Origin of the sequence: Paenibacillus sp. J5C2022, assembly GCF_025567625.1 — a bacterium.
Taxonomy (GTDB): Bacteria; Bacillota; Bacilli; order Paenibacillales; family Paenibacillaceae; genus Pristimantibacillus.
Genome location: NZ_JAOQJC010000008.1, coordinates 78,479 through 98,570, shown reverse-complemented (window position 1 = coordinate 98,570; position 20,092 = coordinate 78,479). Strand labels below are relative to the sequence as shown.

General features: G+C 50.3%; 12 protein-coding genes. 9 read left to right on the top strand and 3 right to left on the bottom strand.

Translation table 11 applies throughout. From position 1 onward, the window contains the following. Nucleotides 1-27: 27 nt before the first annotated feature. The gene (locus M6D81_RS08735) at nucleotides 28-4,998 is read right to left on the bottom strand and encodes a carbohydrate binding domain-containing protein (RefSeq protein WP_262676482.1); all 4,971 of its coding nucleotides are present in this window, start codon (nucleotides 4,996-4,998) and stop codon (nucleotides 28-30) included. 251 nt (nucleotides 4,999-5,249) lie between these two features. Between M6D81_RS08735 and M6D81_RS08730 the strand changes: the two genes are divergently transcribed. The 7 genes from M6D81_RS08730 (at nucleotide 5,250) to M6D81_RS08700 (ending at nucleotide 14,799) form a co-directional block, all read left to right on the top strand. Beyond that, complete coding sequence (locus M6D81_RS08730; RefSeq protein ID WP_262676481.1) at nucleotides 5,250-6,689, top strand: ABC transporter substrate-binding protein; 1,440 nt, start codon at nucleotides 5,250-5,252, stop codon at nucleotides 6,687-6,689. Between the two features lie 77 nt (nucleotides 6,690-6,766). Continuing rightward, entirely contained in the window at nucleotides 6,767-7,654 is an 888-nt protein-coding gene (locus M6D81_RS08725; RefSeq protein WP_262676480.1) for a carbohydrate ABC transporter permease, read from the top strand. Beyond that, complete coding sequence (locus M6D81_RS08720) at nucleotides 7,654-8,481, top strand: carbohydrate ABC transporter permease (protein ID WP_262676479.1); 828 nt, start codon at nucleotides 7,654-7,656, stop codon at nucleotides 8,479-8,481. Before M6D81_RS08725 ends, M6D81_RS08720 begins: the two co-directional genes overlap by 1 nt. 57 nt (nucleotides 8,482-8,538) lie before the next feature. Further along, entirely contained in the window at nucleotides 8,539-11,304 is a 2,766-nt protein-coding gene (locus M6D81_RS08715; protein ID WP_262676478.1) for a sensor histidine kinase, read from the top strand. A gap of 14 nt (nucleotides 11,305-11,318) precedes the next feature. Then, nucleotides 11,319-12,857 carry a response regulator gene (locus M6D81_RS08710; RefSeq protein WP_262676477.1) on the top strand — a complete coding sequence of 513 codons (1,539 nt, stop codon included), beginning with the start codon at nucleotides 11,319-11,321 and terminating at the stop codon, nucleotides 12,855-12,857. A gap of 41 nt (nucleotides 12,858-12,898) precedes the next feature. Further along, complete coding sequence (locus M6D81_RS08705) at nucleotides 12,899-13,720, top strand: M55 family metallopeptidase (protein WP_262676476.1); 822 nt, start codon at nucleotides 12,899-12,901, stop codon at nucleotides 13,718-13,720. After that, nucleotides 13,717-14,799, top strand: a complete 1,083-nt coding sequence (locus M6D81_RS08700; RefSeq protein WP_262676475.1) for a Gfo/Idh/MocA family protein — start codon at nucleotides 13,717-13,719, stop codon at nucleotides 14,797-14,799. The genes M6D81_RS08705 and M6D81_RS08700 overlap by 4 nt, the downstream gene beginning before the upstream one ends. A gap of 113 nt (nucleotides 14,800-14,912) precedes the next feature. On the opposite strand, the gene M6D81_RS08695 is transcribed toward M6D81_RS08700, so the two are convergent. Both M6D81_RS08695 and M6D81_RS08690 read right to left on the bottom strand, forming a co-directional pair. Beyond that, nucleotides 14,913-16,202 carry a response regulator transcription factor gene (locus tag M6D81_RS08695; protein WP_262676473.1) on the bottom strand — a complete coding sequence of 430 codons (1,290 nt, stop codon included), beginning with the start codon at nucleotides 16,200-16,202 and terminating at the stop codon, nucleotides 14,913-14,915. Continuing rightward, nucleotides 16,177-18,066, bottom strand: a complete 1,890-nt coding sequence (locus M6D81_RS08690; RefSeq protein ID WP_262676472.1) for a sensor histidine kinase — start codon at nucleotides 18,064-18,066, stop codon at nucleotides 16,177-16,179. Before M6D81_RS08690 ends, M6D81_RS08695 begins: the two co-directional genes overlap by 26 nt. A 187-nt stretch (nucleotides 18,067-18,253) precedes the next feature. On the opposite strand from M6D81_RS08690, the gene M6D81_RS08685 reads away from it, so the two are divergent. Both M6D81_RS08685 and M6D81_RS08680 read left to right on the top strand, forming a co-directional pair. After that, nucleotides 18,254-19,150: an ABC transporter permease gene (locus tag M6D81_RS08685; RefSeq protein WP_262676471.1), complete on the top strand. Its 897-nt coding sequence runs from the start codon at nucleotides 18,254-18,256 to the stop codon at nucleotides 19,148-19,150. Then, nucleotides 19,147-20,067 (top strand): carbohydrate ABC transporter permease, encoded by a 921-nt coding sequence (locus tag M6D81_RS08680; protein WP_262676470.1) that lies wholly within the window; start codon nucleotides 19,147-19,149, stop codon nucleotides 20,065-20,067. Before M6D81_RS08685 ends, M6D81_RS08680 begins: the two co-directional genes overlap by 4 nt. Nucleotides 20,068-20,092: the final 25 nt, after the last annotated feature.

Sequence of the window (20,092 nt, the reverse complement as noted above, 5' to 3'; positions counted from 1 at the left end):
CCCGATATCAAGTATTTGTATGTTCGATTACTCGCTTCGCTCGGTTACGATCATCTCGTCGACCCACAGTTCATGACCGGGTATAGGCTGACCGGAACCGTCCAACGTATCGTCAATCTGGATGCGGAACTGAAGGCTTGACCCACCGGTTGCGGGTGCTGTAAAGTTGAGAGCATACTCTCTCCAGTCAGTGCCGCTTATTGCTTCACTCGCCAAGTAAGAGGTGGAATCGGCAACGATGACTCTTCCCGTGTTGATTTCTCCATTGCTGTCTACATTCGTTTTAGCTTTAAACTTTATATAATACGTCGAGCCGGGGTTGAATCCGCTCCAATCATAGTATAGAAACTTGAAGGCGGCGCTTGTGCTTGTGATCAGATGCACAGATCGGCTCCCGGACGTACTGGCCGTAGTATCTGCCATAATGGTTCCACTCTCCGCTATTCCGCCGTTCCGCTGCCAGTGAAGAGGCAAGGTGCTGTCGACCGGGTCCTGGATCTCGAAGCTTCCGTTCGGAACAACTGTCGGAATCTCGGAGATGACCAGTTCGTCAATCCAGAGCTCGTGACCCTCCACGGTGGAGGAGTCAAGCTCCAGTAAGATCTCCACTTGATGTGTATGGTCGGCAGGAGCGGTAAAGCGGAAGCTGTGGCCGGTCCAATTGGTTCCGCTCATTGCCACATTAGCAAGCTCTGTCCAGGCTGTTGTATCTACGACGCGCATTCTGCCCGTCGTGTTGGCTGCATTGGTCTTTCCCTTCAGCTTGGCCTCATAGATCGCTCCCGGAGTGAAATCGTTCCAAGTATAGTAGAGAAGCTTATTACCAGGATTGGAGCTGGACTTCAAGTGCAGCGATTGAAGTCCGGATGTGCTTGCGGTGTCGTCAACGCCGACTTCGCTGCTCGTATTGCCGCCGTTGCGTTGCCAATAACGGGGCAAGGTACTGTCGGTCGGGTCCGGTAATTCGAAGCTTCCGTTCGGGACGGTCGGCTTCAGGGTTATGTTCAGATCGTCGACCCACAGCCTATGATCCGGGACTTGGGAATCGTCGAGCTTAATATAGATCTCGACCTTTCTGTTATCGACTGATGGCGCCGTGAAGGAGAAGTTGTATTCGTTCCAACTGGTGCCGCTCAGTTCTACGTTGGCAAGCTCTGCCCAGGTGGTGACGTCTACAATTTGCAATCTCCCTTTCGTTGCCGCTGAGTCGGTCTTTGCCTTCAACGAGACATTATAGGATGCGTTTGTCTGGTAGTCATTCCATTTGTAATAGAGCATTTTGATGGCGGGACTCGTGCTGGATGTCAGTTGGATCGAGTTGGTTCCGGAAGTGCTAGCTGTCGAATCGATACCGACTTCGGCGCTCGTATTAGTAGCATTGCGCAGCCAGTAACGGGGCAGCGTCTGGTCAACCGGGTCCGCCGTTTCGAAGCTGCCGTTCGGGATACTGATCGGCTTCAGGGAGATGACAAGATCGTCCGCCCATAACTCCGACGTTGGTTGTCCGTCCAGCTCGAAGGACACGATCAGCCTATCCTTGTAGTTGGTCGGCGCTGTAAAGCTGAAGGCGTAGTCGGTCCAATCGGTGCCGCTCATCTCAACGGTGGCAACCTCGGTCTCTATATTTGCAACGCTCAGGCTCGAAATTCGAATTTTTCCATTGTCCGTCGACGTATTCGTCTTTCCTTTCAATCTGACATCGTAGACTGCCCCCGGCCTGAACCCGAACCACTCGTAGAAGAGCTTGCTCACAGAGCTTGTCCCGGACACCAGATGAAGCGACTGCTTACCTGCAGCGCCAGACGTAGCATCGATGCCGGACTGGCCGCTGCTATTCCCGGCGTTCCTCTGCCAATAGCGCGGCAAAGTATCGTCGTACATATCGTTCGTCTCGAAGCTGCCGTTCGGGATAGCGGTATTGAAGCTGGCGGGAAGCACCTTCACTTCATCATAGTAGACGACTCTGTTCATCGGACTTGCGTTGGATTGATATAAGCGAATTCTGATGTCGTGTCCATCCTCGGCCGGCGTTCGGAAGGCAATTGAGCGATCCCTCCAAGAGGTATGCGAGAAAGTATCGGATGCTAGTGTAATGCCTGCGGTTCGGTCGACGATTTCGACTTTGCCCTGTACGGCGCCGTCCGTTTTGCCGCTGTAGAATACCACATAGTCCGTATTTGGCTCATAATGAATGATCGGTTGCTCCAGTCCCTGAGAGGTCTTCCCATTGGTTTTAACAGCCAGGGAACGATTGCCGATATAGGCATCGCCGTCCGATACCAAGTATACATTGGAGGCAGTTGCATTCCAGCGCAGCCATCCTTTGGGAAGCGTCGAATCGTGTTGCCCAACCAGCTCGAATCCGGGATTAATCGTCTTGTTGCGGTTCCACTTGAACAGATTGGAAGGAGCGTAGAAGCAATCATCCTGCTGACAGATGGCATTGGCGATCTTCCATACTTGCTGATCGAATTCGATCAAGTCCGTCCAGTGGTGGAGATACGATCTGCGCGCAATTTGAGCGTTGACATAAGGATGATCGCCGCCGTTATGGTTGATATTGTAACCTAGAATGGGGAATGCGAGATTCTGGTTCCATAGAACATCCGTGAATGTTGCCGTGAATTTCGCCATATCTGCGTCGTCGAACACATTCCCGTTACGATACGCGCTTAATACCGCAGGAAGGTTAGCAGCGCCGTGGGACAGATTGTCAAGCCCCCAAGGGTAATCGGGGCTTTCGTTGTCGTTCCATTGATTGACATACAGCCCATCGTCCCAAGGGCCGAGGTTGTCCCAATAATTCCATTCATAAGCAGAGCCAAGGATGTCGTTCGGCCTGAGCTTGCTCTTGAATATACGCAGCATGTCGTTGGCGCGGCTCCTGTAGAATGGTCTGTCAGCGGCATAGGCGGAGATGCCCTCCGTTGCTTCGTATAGCTTGTACAGCATCTGGGCGTAAATATTGTAATGGTTGTGATTCTCGCTGCGAGACGGATACCATTCGGTCGCGTTGCCAGACGGAAGCTTATAGACGCCCGTACCGTTATTGCTTCCGTCCGTTCCCGAGAGCTGGACCCATAGCGAGTCCCACTTGCGGAACAGGTTCGAAGCGACGAAGGCGAGATATTGATCCGCCTTGGCTTTATAGCTTTCATGAAGACGAGGATCATCGTAGACACGCTGTACGAAGCCAAGGAGCATAGCGCCGATCAGGCCATCCTCATGCAAGATGTCCAGCTTTGGCGAGATGCCCTCGATATCCTTGAAGATGGTAAGCCATTGCCCCTCGGTACCGTCGCTTATGTAGATTTCCGCTTGCAGCACATGGTTGGCATCATTCGGAGCAGTGAAGACTAATCGTTGCGGATGATGATCCATTGTCAGCGTCCTGCTGGCCAGCACTTGATCTGCCGTCTCATCGTATATCCGCATATTGCCAGTCGTTCCGGGAGACAGTCTGGCGCGAATGGAGAAGCCATGAAGCTGATTCGTCTCATAATTGTAGATACGCTGAGAGATTTTCGGATTATGCGAGCCGTTATGAGTGAGATGATATCCCCATGTCGTCAAGTCGGCGATATCCGGATCATTCGTACGATAGGCTTGCTCGGAAGTGGTATCGACACTGCGAACCCAGCCTGCCGCATCGGTTTGAGAGATGGCTTTGATCGATACGTTGTCGAAATATACGCTTCGCCGATCGGCATCCAGCTGTTCGTGAGACAGTTGCGCCTTGAGGTCCTGACCGGTAATGGAAGGGGCGGTGAAGGCGAATCGGTGCAATGCCCACTTCGTATTGTTGAAGGTGAAAGCAGCTATTGAGGTTCCTCCGCTCATGATGCGTACAATGCCAGGGTTATGCGGGTCGTCTACACGACCATAGAAGTTTACAACGTATTTTCCGCTTGGCGTGTAGCTCTCCGTTTCTTTATACCAGAACGATTGAGCAGCGCCGTTGAAACTCGCAGCTCCCGAATCGATCCGCAATCCGCGCTCACCGATGCGGGATTGATTGTAACCCGCGGCAATTCGGACTGCCGCCGTATTCGAGCCTTCTATCCGCGTCCAGTATTGGGGCAAGGTAGAGTCGTGTCCATCTTGCTCTTCGAAGCTCAAATTCAGAATATGATCGTAGGGCGGCAAGTCCGCTTCTCGAACGCTTATGTTATCGAAGTGGACGTTCAATCCATTCGTGCCGTACTCTGCAAGTCCAAGTCTGATCTGAATTTGGTTGGAGCTGGGCGCAGTAAACTGAAGAACGAACATCTCATAATTGACGTGATGAATGAGCATTTCGGAAATAACGGTGTGATTGTTGGCATTGTAGATTTCCACCCGTCCATTGGACTTCTCGTTCTGTACTCCCGCATAGAAGGTGACCGTATACGCTTTGCCGCCTTCCAGTCCCTGCAACGTTTGAACCAGTCTGTTTTGTTGAGCGCCATCCGTTTCGACTACAGCCCCGGCAAGCCCTTCCAGCTTATCGCCGTTATTGACGGAGCGACCCGATTTACTTGTATTGCCTTGCTGCGTCCATCCATCGGGTATGCCATCATTGTCCGCATCCGTCTCGAATCCCCCATTGATCACGAGCTCTTCGGCGCCGATTTTGGATCCGGCAACGGCAAAGTCGTTGTTCTTCAACAGCCAGTGTGTGGCGCTCGGGTCTGGCCAGCCTTTGTAACCATCGCCATCAAGATCTTGAGCGCTGGCGATAACCCGATCGGCATGCTCCTCCATCTTGTCCAACCATTGATTGTCAGCCGTCGCATCATATGCATTGGCGAAGCCGTTGAACAAATACGCTTCCCCCCAGCCGATACTGCCGCCGTTCTCAGATTCGGAGCTGCCACGTCCATAATTGTAGGCTTGTTCCTCCACCAGCAATAAATCAAGGCTTGAATCGCTTGCGAATGAAGGGAACGGGATCATTGGCATAAGCAGACAAAAGCATAACAACAATAGGAATACTGTCCGGACAAGCTGTTGCTTCATTAATCTTTTCACTCCTCTTCGCGTTTGTGGATTGATGTACAATATAAGTAAAGCGCTTACAATGTCGAATTGACAAGAAACAAAACTTACTTCTTTAGTACGGAAATGACATGGTCCGCAGAAAAATGATGGGCGGAAGGACAAGTAAGATTGTTGTCAGAAATGTAAGATGCCTTGATGTACGCAACTTGTCAAGGAAAGGTACGATATAAGAGCACCAACATCTATCCAATTCACAAGGGGGAAGGTCTATGTCTGTGTTTTTGAAAAGGATTACATCCATACTGCTCGTCAGTGCATTCGTACTTCTGCTGTCCGCATGCGCCACTAACAATGCCGGCAACACGGAACCATCAAAGCAGGCGAATGGAAAAGACAGTAACGGAACGGATACGCCATCCAAGGATCAAGAGCGGGTCACGTTACACTTCTACACCGTCTCGGATTACGACAAGATGGAGTACGATGCGATTATTCCGGAATGGAATAAACTGCATCCCGACATTGAAGTCAAAATCGTGGTTCTGACCGGCGCCGACGGTTGGGACAAGATCAGAACGGCGCTGGCCGGCGGCGAGAAGATTGACATCGCTATGATGGAACGGGACATGTTCTACGATAAGGCTGACAAGATGTATTTGCGGCTGAATGACAGCTTGGAGCAAGCTGGCATGAATTATCTCTACGAATTCGGAGAATACGGAAGGGCAACGATGGTCGGAGATGATATATACGGCATTGCCAAAATCCTGTCTCCAAGCGGTGTCATCTACAATAAAAAAGTATTCGACCAGGCGGGTGTCCAATTGCCGGACGATAACACATGGACCTATGCGGATTACTTTGATGTCATCAAGCAGTTGACACAGAAAGACGGGAAGAGAGTATCCGTGTATGGAGGGATGCATTGGCAATACAATTATGCAGGCATTCTCGATCTGGCGACATATGGCGGATGGGACGTTGTCACTGAGGACGGCAAGCCGAACATCGACTCGCCGATTCTGAAAAGCGCGGCTGAAATGTATCATAAAGCGCTCTTCATCGACCAATCCATGCCGACCGATGCCGATATTCAGGCTACCTCGCTTAGTGCGGTATATGGCGTATTCGGCGGTCAGATCGGCACAACATTGGCAGCTTCGAACAACTTGCTGGCGATGGATGAATTCAGGGTAGGCGGTCAACTTCCCGAAGAAGCTGACGAGAACGATTGGATAGGATTGCTTAAGATGCCGCGTTGGGATCAGAATAGTCCAGCCAATCAAATTACGACGATCGTCACCTCTTATTCTATTGCCAGAGCTTCGGAGCATCCTGAAGAGGCATTCGAATTCCTTAAGTGGTATACGACCAAAGGACTGGAGCTGTCCGCCAAAGTCGCACATCGTATACCGGCCTGGAAGCATGCCAATCGGGAGCAATTGGTCAAGGATTGGCGTTATTACCCGGGGAAGGACGGGCAACTGGTTGAAGGTAAGGCAAGGGATGAACTGTATGCCAAAGCGCTGGACCCATCTCTTGTCGCCATCTTCCCGAAATACAGGTCCCTCTATCCTTATTCAGCCTTGATGCTGCAGGAGCTTAGAAAAGAATTGACATTGGTATTGGCGGGTGAGAAGGAAATCGAAAAGGCGCTGAACGATGCACAAAAGGCAGCCGAAGCTATCTATGAGAGAGAGAAGCAATAGCACTTAGGCGAAGGGGACACAATGCGTTCAGTTGGCAGCGTGTCCTATCCCTTCCCAGGCTGGAGGAATCCTAACAGATGATGAAAAAAAGGCAACTGAAAGAAACGTTAACCGGTTATTTGTTTGTTCTTCCCAATTTAATCGGATTTGGAGTTTTTACCTGTTTTGGCGTCCTGTTCTCTTTGACGGTCAGTTTTACCGATTGGGATATGTTGTCGCCTTTGTCAGAGATTCGATTCGTCGGACTGACCAATTTTCTAAGTGCATTTCAAGATCCCTGGTTCCTTTCGTCCATTTCGAACAATCTCTTTTTCATTCTTTTTATTCCACTGCAAATGCTGCTGGCTCTAGGCAGCGCGGTACTCCTGAATGGCAAGTTTCCGGGCAATCTGCTGGTCAGGAACACGATTTATTTGCCCTATATTACAAGCTTTGTCGGCATCTCTTTAATTTGGTTCCAATTGTTTCATCCGACAATGGGGGTGTTGAATGAGTTTCTTATGTTTCTGGGTATCGATAATCCACCCAAGTGGCTTGGCAGCAGTACCTGGGTTAAGCCGGCAATCATTCTGATGTTAACTTGGCAGGGGCTAGGCTACAACATGCTCCTGTATCTGGCGGGCTTGCAAAGCGTTCCGAAGGAGATGTATGAAGCAGCATCCGTTGATGGCGCTTCAGGATTCAGGCAATTTGTATATATTACAATCCCGATGACCTCATCAGTATCGTTTTTTATTCTCATTATTTCGGTAATTAATTCATTTATGATGTGGTCCAATATTCAGATCATGACCGGCGGCGGTCCAGGTACAGCCAGTACAGTAATCGGATTCTATATTTATAAGACGGCCTTCGTGCATACCCAGATGGGTTATGCATCGGCAATGGCCTGGATGCTGTTCTTAATCATTCTGATCATTACGCTGGTCCAATGGTATGGGCAGAAAAAGTGGGTGAATTATTAATGGTAAAATGGATTCGCGCCATTATCAGTTATATAATTGCGATAAGTATGCTGTTTCCTTTCCTGTGGATGGTCTCCACTTCATTTAAGGAGCCGGGGAAAGTGTTCTCATTTCCCATTCAATTGATTCCCGATCCTGTGAAATTCGACGGCTACATCTACGTTTGGAAAGCTTCGCTAATCGGCGTATCGTTCGGAACGCTTTATCTGAACTCAATAAAGATTGCGGCGATTGTGCTGGTTGGCACTTACTTCTCCTGTTCGATTGCGGCTTATGCTTATGCCAAAATCAACTTTTGGGGCAGGAATGTATTGTTTTTATTAAAAATATCCAGTATGATGATCCCATTCCAGGTCATTATGCTGCCTACTTTTATGGTCTATCGTCACATGGGCTTTATTGATACGCATATTTCATTATGGATTCATGCCTTTCTCGGAACGGCATTCGGCACTTTTCTGCTCAAGCAGTTTTTCTCCGCCATTCCTGACGAGTTATGCGAGGCGGCACGGATTGACGGAGCCGGGCATGCGAGAATTTACTGGAGCATTGCTATGCCAATGATTCGACCTGCAATAGCCACTCTCTTGACGATGACGATCATTTCGACATGGAATGACTACGAATCCCCGCTATTATTTATTCGTTCGCCGGAGCTGTATACGATCCCGATCGGCTTGAAGGTCATGGCCGATGATGTTTTCCGAATCAATTACCCGGGCATAATGGCCGGTGTGGTCAGCTCCGTTATTCCGATTTTATTGCTGCTTGTATTTTTCAATAAGTATATTATGAAAGGCTTCACGTTTACAGGCGTGAAAGGGTAGGCGATATGAGAAACTGAACGATTTCCTTTAATCAACAAGGATTTTGGGGAGGCTGCGGTGCGAAAGAAAATCAGAGTGAAGTTGACGCTATACGCCGTAATGATTTTCCTATGTTGTTTCTCTCTCACCAGCCTGCTGGCTTACATTTTTGTTTCTATTCAAATCAAGGAGCATGCGTCTATGCTCAACCGTTCCCAGTTAAATGCGATCAGCGGCAACCTGGAGCTGTTGTTTGATCGGATAAGCAGCGAGGCCGACGGGATAGCATCTAATCCCAGACTGAGGGAACTGCTTCAAGCCAGTCGAACGCCCTCCCAAGTGGGGTCCGATCTAAGCTTCATTGCCGATGTCAATGCGATATTGAGCGATTATGTGCTCAAGTTCAATAAGCAAATTTATTATGTGGAAATTGTGGAGCATTTCGACTCTCCCGCTTACCGGATCTCGACAGGCGAGGATGTGTACTCCAGCCGATTGCGATCACAGGAGATAACCCGGCTGCTGGATGGAAGGAATGACGGCTGGCGGGTACAGAGCGATCTGGAGCCGAACTTCACGAGACAGCAGAACGATAAAGGGCTGCTCTATTTCGTTCATGTGCAAGATCCGGGGCGTTCGAAGCCGCTTGGTACGCTCGTCGTCCATTTGCGCCAATCGATCTGGGAAGATGTATTCGCTGATATCAAGCTCGGGATTCAACTCGTGTCCAGCAACGGCAGCTTCATCTATCAGCATGGCGAAACGCCGGAAGGGGTGGGCTGGATAGACCGGTCTCCGCCAATCGATAAGCTTCTAGAAGGGGACTTTGTACTGAATGAGAACGAAGAGCGCTACTACGTCAGCATGCTTTCCACTGTTGCGGACTGGCATTTAGCCGGATTTATCGAGGCGAATGAGCTCTCGCTTGAGTGGAAGTCGTTATTCCGTCAAACTCTCATTATTGGGGTACTTTGCTTGCTAGTTGTCATGCTCTTCTCCTCTTTCGTATCCAATAGGCTTACATTGCCGCTGCTTAAAATCGAATGGTCAGTCTCCAAGATTATAAAGGGAAAGGATCAATTTCAACAGCGCGTTCGTGTCGATCCATCAAGGTGGAAGCGCTTACTTACTCGGCGGATCTGGATTGTCCTTCTATATGGGGGGCTGATTTCAATTCCGGTTGCCGTTCTATTGCTTTCATTAACTGCCGAAGCGGAGAGGATCATCGAGAAGCAGACGGCAAACTTCTATTCCAACAAACTGGAGTGGATCAGCTACAAGATCCAGTTCGAGATGGATAATCACCGACAATTGCTAACTTATTTCTTCGGCAATACGGAGTTGAATCGTCTGATGGCTAATCTCGACAAAGAATCGATCTCTGGCGTCTCCTGGAGGAATGAGGTGGCGAAATTGACCGGCAACGTAACGGAGTTGAGCAGCGGCATAACGGGTATCACACTTCTGGACAGGTATAAGCGGCCGGTCTATTCGGAAGGCTGTATCGGACTTGAGAATGCGCAACGGCTTGCGACGGAAGATATTCCCGATCAACTCTATACCGGGTGGGCAGTCATTTCGACGGGCTGCGGATCGTCATATGTCAATATGGGGGCTCGACTGGTCGCATTGGATAATTATTCGAAAGCGTCTTATTACGAACCTATTGGCTATTTGTTTCTTCATTTTAATGAATTTCTGCTGCAGCAAGCTTACGCATCCGCTGAAGATCCTCAATTGCTGCTATTTATTGTCGATCGTAACGGGGAAGTTGTTTCTCATCAGAATAAATTGCTTCTTGGTCAGAGCCTGGATCTGGTGCGCTCGCGGACTGACGATCGCATATTTGTTTCCCGTGCGATCTCGTTCAACGACTGGAAAGCCGTGATGGGCGTTCCTATGTCGCTGGCCATCGAACCGATTGAGAGAATGAGAGTATTGTCCTCCAGTCTTCTGATTCTGCAATTTCTCATTATTGGGCTTCTGTTCTACCATTATTTAAGCTTGATCATAGTCAGAATAAAACGGTTGATTGCGGTTATGAATCAGGCTGCGACCGGCGACAACGATGTACGCCTTACGTTAAAGACCGGTGATGAAATGGAACGGTTGGCCGATGGATTCAATGTGATGATGGAGCGTCTCTCCGAGCTGATGGAGGATAACTATCAACAGGGATTGAAGCGGAGAGAAGCGGAATTTGTCGCATTGCAGGCTCAGATTAATCCGCATTTCCTGTATAACACATTAGAATCGATCAATTGGGAAGCGTTAAGGATGACGCGCGGGCAGAACAAGATTAGCGATATGGTGACGGCGTTGTCCGATCTGCTGCGATTCAGCATCAATAAAGGCAACGAGATTGTTACTTTCGAAGACGAATTCAATCATCTTAGAAATTACTTGTTCATACAGCAGGAGAGATATAACGATAAATTCGATGTCGCATGGGATATTGCTCCCGAAGTGTTATCCTGCCGCACAGTAAAGCTCATCTTGCAGCCGTTGGTTGAGAACGCCATCTATCATGGGCTTGAAGAAATCGATGATAATGGATTAATTTCCATAAGGGGGCGGGTCAGGGAAGAGGGCATATTAATCGAAATTATGGATAATGGCGCCGGTATTCCGGATGAGAGGCTTCAGCAGATTCGTTATTCAATCCGCGATTGGGCAGAGAGCCCCTCTACTGGAATTGGGGTGCGCAACGTTCACGAACGCATTCAATTATACTTTGGCAGGTCATACGGTATTGCTATTCATAGCATTGTTGATATCGGTACAACTATCCAGATCAGGCTTCCGGTTATCACTAGCGATAATTCGGATCAATCGGCTAAATAATAGAGGTGACCGCTATGTATTCACTGTTTATTGTTGACGATGAAGAGAAGATTCGAACAGGATTGAAGGAAATTCTTGACTGGAGCGAGCTTGGCTATACAGTGGCAGGTGAAGCCTCCAACGGTGCGCAAGCGTTGAAGGTGATGGAAATCCAGGGCTATCCTGATGTGCTCCTGACCGACATTCGAATGCCGGTTATGGATGGCTTGATGCTGCTTGAAGAAATACAATGCAGAAATAAAGAGACGCAAGTCGTCATCCTGAGCGGTTACGATCAGTTCAATTATGTGAAGAGGGCGCTAGAAATGAAAGCGTTCGACTATCTTCTGAAGCCGACCAAATTTACGGAGTTGCTAACGAAGATGAACGGCTTGAAAGAAGAATTGGACCGCAAGCGAATCGAGAAGAAACTGATTGGATTCGGCAAAGCCAGAGAACAGGAGCAGTGGCTGAAGCAATTGCTGACAACCTCGCAGAATCCGACGGAACGTATGCCAGAAGGTCTTGCGGCAGAAGAAATCTGCATATGTATGACGATCAAAATTATGCGAGAGAAGCAGTCTCAAGTTAATTTGGAAGTCATTCGAGAAAAAATCGATCATTTGATTTCCAGACACTTGCTAGCCCCGTCACTAATCGATGAGAAGAATCGGATTATTATTGCAATACGGATGAAGGGCATCGAAGACAAAACGGTTCGCAATACAATGGAGGCAATCTCCTGTCAAATGATTGATATTGTGAAGCTGGAAGGAGCATCCGCTCATATCGGAATCGGACAATCCGTCGATGAAATAACCGCATTGAGAAATTCATTCAGCCAATCTCTTCATGCATTGAAAGTCAGTTTTTTCGATAGCAGACCGATCATTTTCTTTCATCCATCTGCACGAGAAGGAAGTGGAAGTGACGAGTCGGTCCTTTCCTTAATGGAGGAAATAGAGAAGTCATGGTTCAAAGCTGTCGAGAGCGGGGACGCTGAAAGGGCGACTGAGTTTGTAGAAACTTTGTTCAAGCTACTGAGTGAGCGCACGGACATTGCGCCTTCCCGCGTTATCGAACGCTGCATCGGGATGGTGCTATACGCTTCCAGACAGTTGAAACTGGAGAAGAATGCCTACGGGATTCCTGAAGGATGGGATCATCTGAACAGACTGCGTCACTGGGTGATCGCTTCGACTCAGACTATGTCTGAAGTCATTCGAGAGCGCCAGAAGCCGGGCAAGGGAAGGATCGTCGATAGAATTGAAGCAATTGTTGCCAATCGTTATCGGGAGCCTCTGCAGCTGCAGGAAATTGCAGAGTCGCTGATGATGAACCCCGATTACTTGAGTCGGTTGTTCCGTGACAAGACGGGGGAGAGCTTCGTGCAGTATTTGATGCAATATCGAATTGAGCGGGCCAAGCAGTTGCTGGAGGATATATCCTGCAAGTGCTATGAGGTAGGTTATTTGGTCGGCTTTCAAAACCCGTCGTATTTCTCTAAAACGTTCAAGAAATGTACCGGACTTTCCGTTTCCGAATATCGGGAACGATTCGCCGGAAAAAGGTAATCGATAGAGATCAAAATAACTGAGGAAGACGGTGTTGTGGCATGAAGATATTTCTGATGACGGATATGGAAGGTGTGGCCGGTATTGTCGGCTTTGACGAGTGGGCCACGCGGGAAGGGAATTATTACGAACTGGGCAAGTCGTTGCTGACGGCGGAGGCGAATGCCGCAATCGAAGGATTTTACGCAGCGGGAGCTACGGAGATCGTAGTTGTGGATGGACATGGAGCGGGCGGCATTCATCCGCTTCAACTGGATGATAGAGTTTCATATTTGCGAGGTCCTGTTCCCGGTCCTTATCCCTTCTTGCTAGACGCGTCTTTCGATGCCATGGCCTGGGTGGGACAGCATGCGAAAGCGGGTACGGAAGAAGCGCACATGGCACATACCGGCTGGTTTGACGTAAAGGATATGTTCATCAATGGAAGATCCGTCGGCGAATTCGGCTTGATGGCGATGATAGGCACATTAATGAATGTCCAGCCCATTTTCGGCTCGGGAGACGAAGCGTTTACTCGCGAAGCATCGGATCTGGTTCCCGGTATCGAGACCGTCAGCGTGAAGCGAGGAGTGATGCAAGGCACGGGCGAAGCCTGTACAACGGATCAATATCGCATTCGGAACGATGGCGCTATTCACCTGCATCCGCACCAAGCGCGTATCCGGATTCGCGACGGGGCAGAGCGTGCTTTGAACCGATTTATCCGCGATAGAGCGTCCTTCGACAAGCCTGAAATTATCAGTCCGTATCATTATGCCATTCACTATCGCCAAGACGGCGATGTTCAGCCGAGAATTGTCGAGTATGAAGGCGAGAACGATTTGATTGCCTTATTGAACAGAGCATTGGAGGAGAAAAAATGAAACCATTGAGACTTGGCATCATCGGATGCGGCAATATGTCCGACAGTCATGGGAAGAGCTACGCGGAGTTGGAAGGCGAGATCGTCGTGACCGCGACTTGCGATATTGTACTCGAGAGAGCGCAAGTTATGGCGGATGCCGTTGGAGCAACGCTTGCGGTTAGCGATTATCGCGACCTCGTGAATGAGGTAGATGCAGTGCTTATCGTATTGCCCCATGATTTGCATCATGAGGCGGGGAAATACTTTTTGGAGGCGGGCAAGCATGTTCTTATGGAGAAGCCATTGTGCAATACGGAGGAAGAATGTATAGACCTTATCCATACTGCGGAGAGAATGAACAAAGTGCTGATGACGGCCTATCCGATCCGGTTTATTCCTCTCGTATCCAAGCTGAAGGAAGTATTGGATTCAAGGGCATATGGCGATGTCTTCCAGATATCGATCTGGACGGAGCAATATACGTATTACGAGCAGGGTCATTGGGCCAGCCAGGCCAAGCGGCTTGGGGGCGGACAATTTTTCAGCCATGGCTGTCATTATGTTGATCTTCTTCTCTGGTTTCTGGGAAAACCGGCTAAGGGTATCCACTTCGGGACAAATTATGGTACGCCATGGATGGAGAAGGAAGGGACGAGCAATGCCATCATCGAATTTGAAAGCGGAGCGCTCGGTTATCACTTCGGAACGTGGGGGGCGAGAGGAACGCGGTTAGGCTACAGTATTCATGCACATTGTACGGAAGGCATGCTGGAATTTAATCTGGCGGAAGGTAAGCTCTATGTGCATCGGAATCTGGTTGCTCACAAGTCACTTGGCGATGAAGGAGAGAAGGAGGCACAGGAGAAAGAAGTATTGATGGAAATGAAGGAGGTGGGCAAGCTGACGCATTACGAGCTGAAGCACTTTGCTCACTGTATTCGAACAGGGTCGAAGCCGCTTACGGACGCCCCGGGGAGCCTTCAGGGTCTTCGGGTCATCTGGAGAATGTATGAGGCGGAACGGCAAGGAGGAATCGCGGATTTGCGTGGTCTCGGGCTCGAGGATAATTGGAATGAGATACGTGACTGCATAATTTGATAGTGAGTCGATTAGAGTTATGAATCGGGAAAGATTAGTAGAGTACGGGAGGGGGCGCGAATCGTGCCCCCTATTATTTTTGTGCCACGTATGTTGATACGGGGCATCTCTCCTCACATTGTACCGCGAATGCCCTCGTTCCAGCCAGCCGTACCGGCACCGTCTGCCGTGCCGGCCCATTTCTTATAATCGGTCGGGTAGAATCCGGTCAGCTTATGGAAGACGTTCGAGAAATACTGGACGTTGCTGAATCCGACCTTCACGGCGATATCGCCCGCCTTCATCTGCGTATCGGTCAGCAGCCGCTTGGCATTCTCGATCCGCACACGGTTCAAGTAGGCGGAGAACATCTCGCCCGTCGTCTTCTTGAACAATTGCCCCAGATAGGCGGCGTTGAAGTGAAACTGATGGGACAGCGTCTTCAGAGACATCTCTTCCTCATAATGCTCGTCGATATACTTGATGATTCTGGCCATCATAGGATGGGCGTTGTCATCCGCTCCGGCCTGCGGCAGCACGCGTTCCTGCGTCCGGCATGCCTCGCGATAGCTCAGGTGTACGGATTGATAGTCGTGCACAGTAGTGCCTAGAGAGATGGCAATATCAAGCTTGAGATACGTCTTGACGTTCCTTATGCATGCTTCGAGCAGCCCCGTCAGCCGCTCCTGCTCCAGAGCGTCATGGCCGTTCCAGGAGAATAGCAGGATGGGATCGCCGTTCAAGCTGCTGAACAGCATGCAGTTGCCGAATCCCCCGATCGTCTCCGCACATACGTTCAGAACCCCGAACGAGAGCGGACCTCGCTTGGATCTTACGTCCGCAGCCTCGGGCGGCGCCGGAGAAGCGGCTTGCCGCGAAGCGATATGAACATGCCCCGCCATATAGCAGTCGCAGCTGAGGTCGATATGGAGGAATTCGGCGCGGCTCTGCAGCTCGTCGTTCCCGATATGCCCGTTCACCCAGCGGTATAGAATGTTCTCCTTCACGATGCTGTAGTTCTGCCTGTTCTGAATGGACAGATGCAGTTCATGCTCCAGCTTATCAATCGTATTCAGCAGCGTGCTCGACAGCTCATCCTCCTCAAGCGGCTTGAGCAGATAGTTCTCGACGCCGTGTACGACCGCCTTCTTGACCAGCTCGAATTCGTCATAGCCGCTCAGCACGATGAACTTGAGATTCATGCCCCGGCTCTTGGCCCGTTCGATCAATTGCAAGCCGTCCATTACCGGCATCTTAATATCGGTGATGACGATATGAACCGTCTGCTGTTCCAAGAGGGTCAGAGCTTCCTCGCCGTTGCCGGCTCTTGCTACGATTTCGGCGCCGTGCTCTTCCCAATCGATGACATATTGCAGGCCTTCCAGTATAAGAGGCTCATCATCCACGATCAGTATTTTGTACATAGTCCTTGAGCTCCTCCTTCGATAAAGCCTTGATGGTTACCGTAACCTCGGTCCCGATTCCTCTCCGGCTCGCGATGGCGAGCCCGCAGTCCTCCCCGAACAGCAGCTTGATGCGCGATGCGACGTTGATCAGGCCGATGCTCCCGGCGGAGCCGTAGGCATGAGGCTGCTTCAGTTGCTCCGTTACGGCAGCCAGCCGCTCCTCGTCCATGCCTTGCCCGTTGTCCGAGACGGTGATGACGATATATTCGTTCGCCCTGCGGCCTCTGACGGTAATGACATTGCTGTCCTTGCTCAGGTCGTTGCCGTGCGCGATCGAATTCTCGATAATCGGCTGCAGTATATGCCGGAATACGGCGTAATCCAGTATGGCTTCCTCCACATCGAAGACGATGTCGAGCCGCCCTTGGAACCGGATATAATACAGCTCCAGCAGCGATTGGCAATAATTCATTTCCTCGCGGATCGTAATCATCATTTCTTCCTTGATGCTGCTTCGGAACAGCTTGGCCAGTATTTTGATCATTTGACCCGTCTCGGTATCCCGCGAGCTAAGTGCTTTCATTCGGATTGCTTCCAATGTGTTGTAGAGAAAGTGGGGATTGATCTGCGACTGCAAGGCGTACAGCTCGGCCGTCTTCTGCTTCAGCTCCGAATCCTTGCGGCGCAGCTCCAGCACGAACTCGCGCTTGATATATTCATCCAGCCGCTTGCTCATCAGATTCAAATTCCGTGCGATGAGCGCAACTTCATCGTTTTGTCCCGTTACCGGCTGAACGGCAAGATTGCCGCTCTGAATCTCCTTAATGCGCTGCTGCACATCCTTCAGCCGCTTCGAGAAGCGGTTCGTGCTCAGCACCGTCAGCAGAATGGTAATCAGGAGGCATACGGATGCGGCGGCGAGCACCATTCGGGTAATGCGGTTAATGCCCTTGTGCAGTTCGTCCAGCGGAATGATGCCGACGGTAATGAAGCCGAATTCGTCATCCTTGCTGACATTGACAATGGATTGCTTGCGGTCGATCAACGCACGGTCCGACGATTGCTGCACTTGCTCCCAATAAGGGAACGGTCGTGCGTAATAGGCTCCGGACGAATCATAGATGACATCTCCGTCAGGCGTCAAGACGAGCAAGGTGCCGACCAAGTATTTCCGGTAGGTCTCGTATGCGCGCCGGAACGATTCCGTGTCGTACGTCAAGATCATGTAGCCCGCATATTCAGCCGGGTTGTCCGCATGCCGGATATAATCGTATATGCCGTATAAATTCATGGAGCTGCCGTTGTTCGCTGCCGAGAATGCCGGCAGAAAGTACGTCTTTCTCTCGTTAATGTTCGCAGGAACGCTAGTCTTCAGAAGATGGCGAATTTGTTCAAAATAATTGTCCAGCCTGACACCCGATGCATACCGGGTGGTGTTCAGCTCGTAGTCGAACGCACGGCTCGACATGACCATCTCCAGAATGTCGAGGTCGTACGGAAGGGCGGTATTCATCATATAGCGGTTAATATACGCCGCTCGCTCTCGCTGCTCGCTCATGCTTCCGAAGGAGGAAGACGATGATCCATCCGAGCTCAGCGCATGGAATGCCTCGTACAGCGTCTCCGTTTTCACAAAGCCGTTTTTGATATACAGGTCGGTCATCATTTTCTTCAAGTATTTGTTCTGGTCGTGGAAGTGATCGCTTACAAGCTGCAGCACCTGATTGTTGTACGTAATCGCCTGCTCCCGGAGCAAGCCGGTGATGCTGTTCACAATAATGGCAATAAGGATGCCGACCGTCACGATGATGATGACGGAGTACATAAGAAGCAGCTTGTTGAAGAAGCGGTTTCGAATGTATTTGTTGAACAAGGAGCGCACCGTTTCGCCACCATCCGTTCTTGATCGTATTTTGGAACCGCTATGGTGTAGAAGTTTGACAACAAAGCTCGCATTCCTGCTCCATTTCGGAGCGTCCTATAGTTTTTATAAAGGAACTGCAATCTTTACAATTGTAAGCGTTATCCGTACACTCCTATAATTTGATACATAGAAAGGAGCACCGCTGATGAACATGAAAAATCGAGTCAACATGCTTTTGCTGGTCCTGCCGTTTATCGTTCTGGTATTCGTCTTCAACTACTTGCCGTTGTTCGGATGGTCGTACGCCTTCGTCGATTATGCGCCTGGCGTGCCTCTGCTGGAGCAGGAATTCGTCGGCCTCAAGTATTTCAAGCTTCTTATGGAAGGGGGCAACGACTTCGGCATCGTTATGCGGAATACGCTCGTCATGAGCTTCCTTAGCATACTGACCTCTCCGCTGCCGATTATATTCGCGATTATGCTGGCGGAGATGCGGAGCCGCATCATGTCCAAGTGGGTGCAGACGGTTACCGCCATCCCTCACTTTATATCATGGGTGCTCGTGTATGCCATCTTCTTCACGTTCTTCTCGCTGGAGGACGGGGTTGTCAACAAGCTGCTGCTCGGGATGGGGGTCATCGAGACGGGCACGAACATTCTCGGGAGCGACGGATACGCCTGGTTCTTCCAGCTGATGGTGTCCACTTGGAAAGGGACGGGCTGGGGAGCGATCATCTACCTGGCGGCCATCGCAAGCATCGACCCCGAATTATATCATGCGGCTGATATCGACGGCGCCGGACGGTTCCAGAAGATCTGGTACATTACCGTTCCCAGCCTGATGCCGACCTACTTCGTCCTGCTCCTCCTGTCCATCTCGGGCATGCTGAGCAACGGGTTCGAGCAGTATTACGTGTTCCAGAATCCGCTTAACATCGACAAGCTGGAAGTGCTTGACACGTACATTTACAGTCTGGGCATCGCGCGTGCCGAATACGCCTTCTCGACCGCGATCGGCATATTCAAGTCCGTCGTCAGCATTATTCTGCTGCTGTCCGCCAACTGGCTGTCGAAGGCGGTACGGAAGGAAACCATCATTTGAGCGGAAGGAGATCGACAAGCGACATGGTCAACAAGTGGAAGGAGCATCTGTATCAATTCGTCAATTCGGGAACGCTGCTCGTATGCGCATTCCTGTGCGCGTATCCGTTCTATTATATTATCGTTAATTCGTTCAGCGACCCGGTCGAAAGCGCCAAAGGCGTCTACTTCTGGCCGCGAGGACTTACGTTCTCCTCCTATGAGCAACTGCTGCAGATTCCGAGCATCTTCCAGAGCGTCTTCATCTCTGTGGCGCGAACGGTCGTCGGAACGATTATTACCGTGTTCTGCAGCGCGTTCGTCGGGTACATGGTGACGAAGAAGGAGCTGTTGTTCCGCAGCGGCATTTACCGCTTCATTATTATTACGATGTTTTTCAACTCGGGCCTGATCCCGTGGTACATGCTGATGAAGACGCTGCATCTGAAGAACAACTTCCTGTTGTACGTACTGCCCGGGGCGGTATCCGCCTTCTTCATTATATTGGTGAAGACGTATATCGAATCGCTGCCGGCTTCTCTTGAGGAATCGGCACAGATCGACGGGGCCGGCGTCTGGACGATTTTCGTGAAAATTATTTTCCCGCTGTCGCTTCCAATTATCGCCTGCATCGCCGTATTCACCGCCGTAGGGCAGTGGAATTCGTGGGCCGACAACTTCTATCTGGTCACCGACAGCAATCTGAATACGCTGCAGTACTTGCTGTATACGAACTTGAAGTCAAATATGGCCGATATTATGCGGACGAGCGCTTCCGGCACGACGCAGGGCGCGGCGCTGGCCAGCAGCGGCAGAGTGACGCCGATGTCGATCCGCTACGCGATGACGGTCATCACGGTCATTCCGATTATGCTGGTGTATCCGTTCATGCAGAAGTATTTTGTCAAGGGCATTATGCTGGGAGCCGTTAAAGGCTGATGAGAGGAAATGCCGGGTTGAGCTC

Bases quoted from the DNA above. Each gene is read 5' to 3' on its own strand.
- M6D81_RS08735 (WP_262676482.1), bottom strand. From the start codon at position 4,998: ATGAAGCAACAGCTTGTCCGGACAGTATTCCTATTGTTGTTATGCTTT.
- M6D81_RS08730 (WP_262676481.1), top strand. From the start codon at position 5,250: ATGTCTGTGTTTTTGAAAAGGATTACATCCATACTGCTCGTCAGTGCA.
- M6D81_RS08725 (WP_262676480.1), top strand. From the start codon at position 6,767: ATGATGAAAAAAAGGCAACTGAAAGAAACGTTAACCGGTTATTTGTTT.
- M6D81_RS08720 (WP_262676479.1), top strand. From the start codon at position 7,654: ATGGTAAAATGGATTCGCGCCATTATCAGTTATATAATTGCGATAAGT.
- M6D81_RS08710 (WP_262676477.1), top strand. From the start codon at position 11,319: ATGTATTCACTGTTTATTGTTGACGATGAAGAGAAGATTCGAACAGGA.
- M6D81_RS08705 (WP_262676476.1), top strand. From the start codon at position 12,899: ATGAAGATATTTCTGATGACGGATATGGAAGGTGTGGCCGGTATTGTC.
- M6D81_RS08700 (WP_262676475.1), top strand. From the start codon at position 13,717: ATGAAACCATTGAGACTTGGCATCATCGGATGCGGCAATATGTCCGAC.
- M6D81_RS08695 (WP_262676473.1), bottom strand. From the start codon at position 16,202: ATGTACAAAATACTGATCGTGGATGATGAGCCTCTTATACTGGAAGGC.
- M6D81_RS08685 (WP_262676471.1), top strand. From the start codon at position 18,254: ATGAACATGAAAAATCGAGTCAACATGCTTTTGCTGGTCCTGCCGTTT.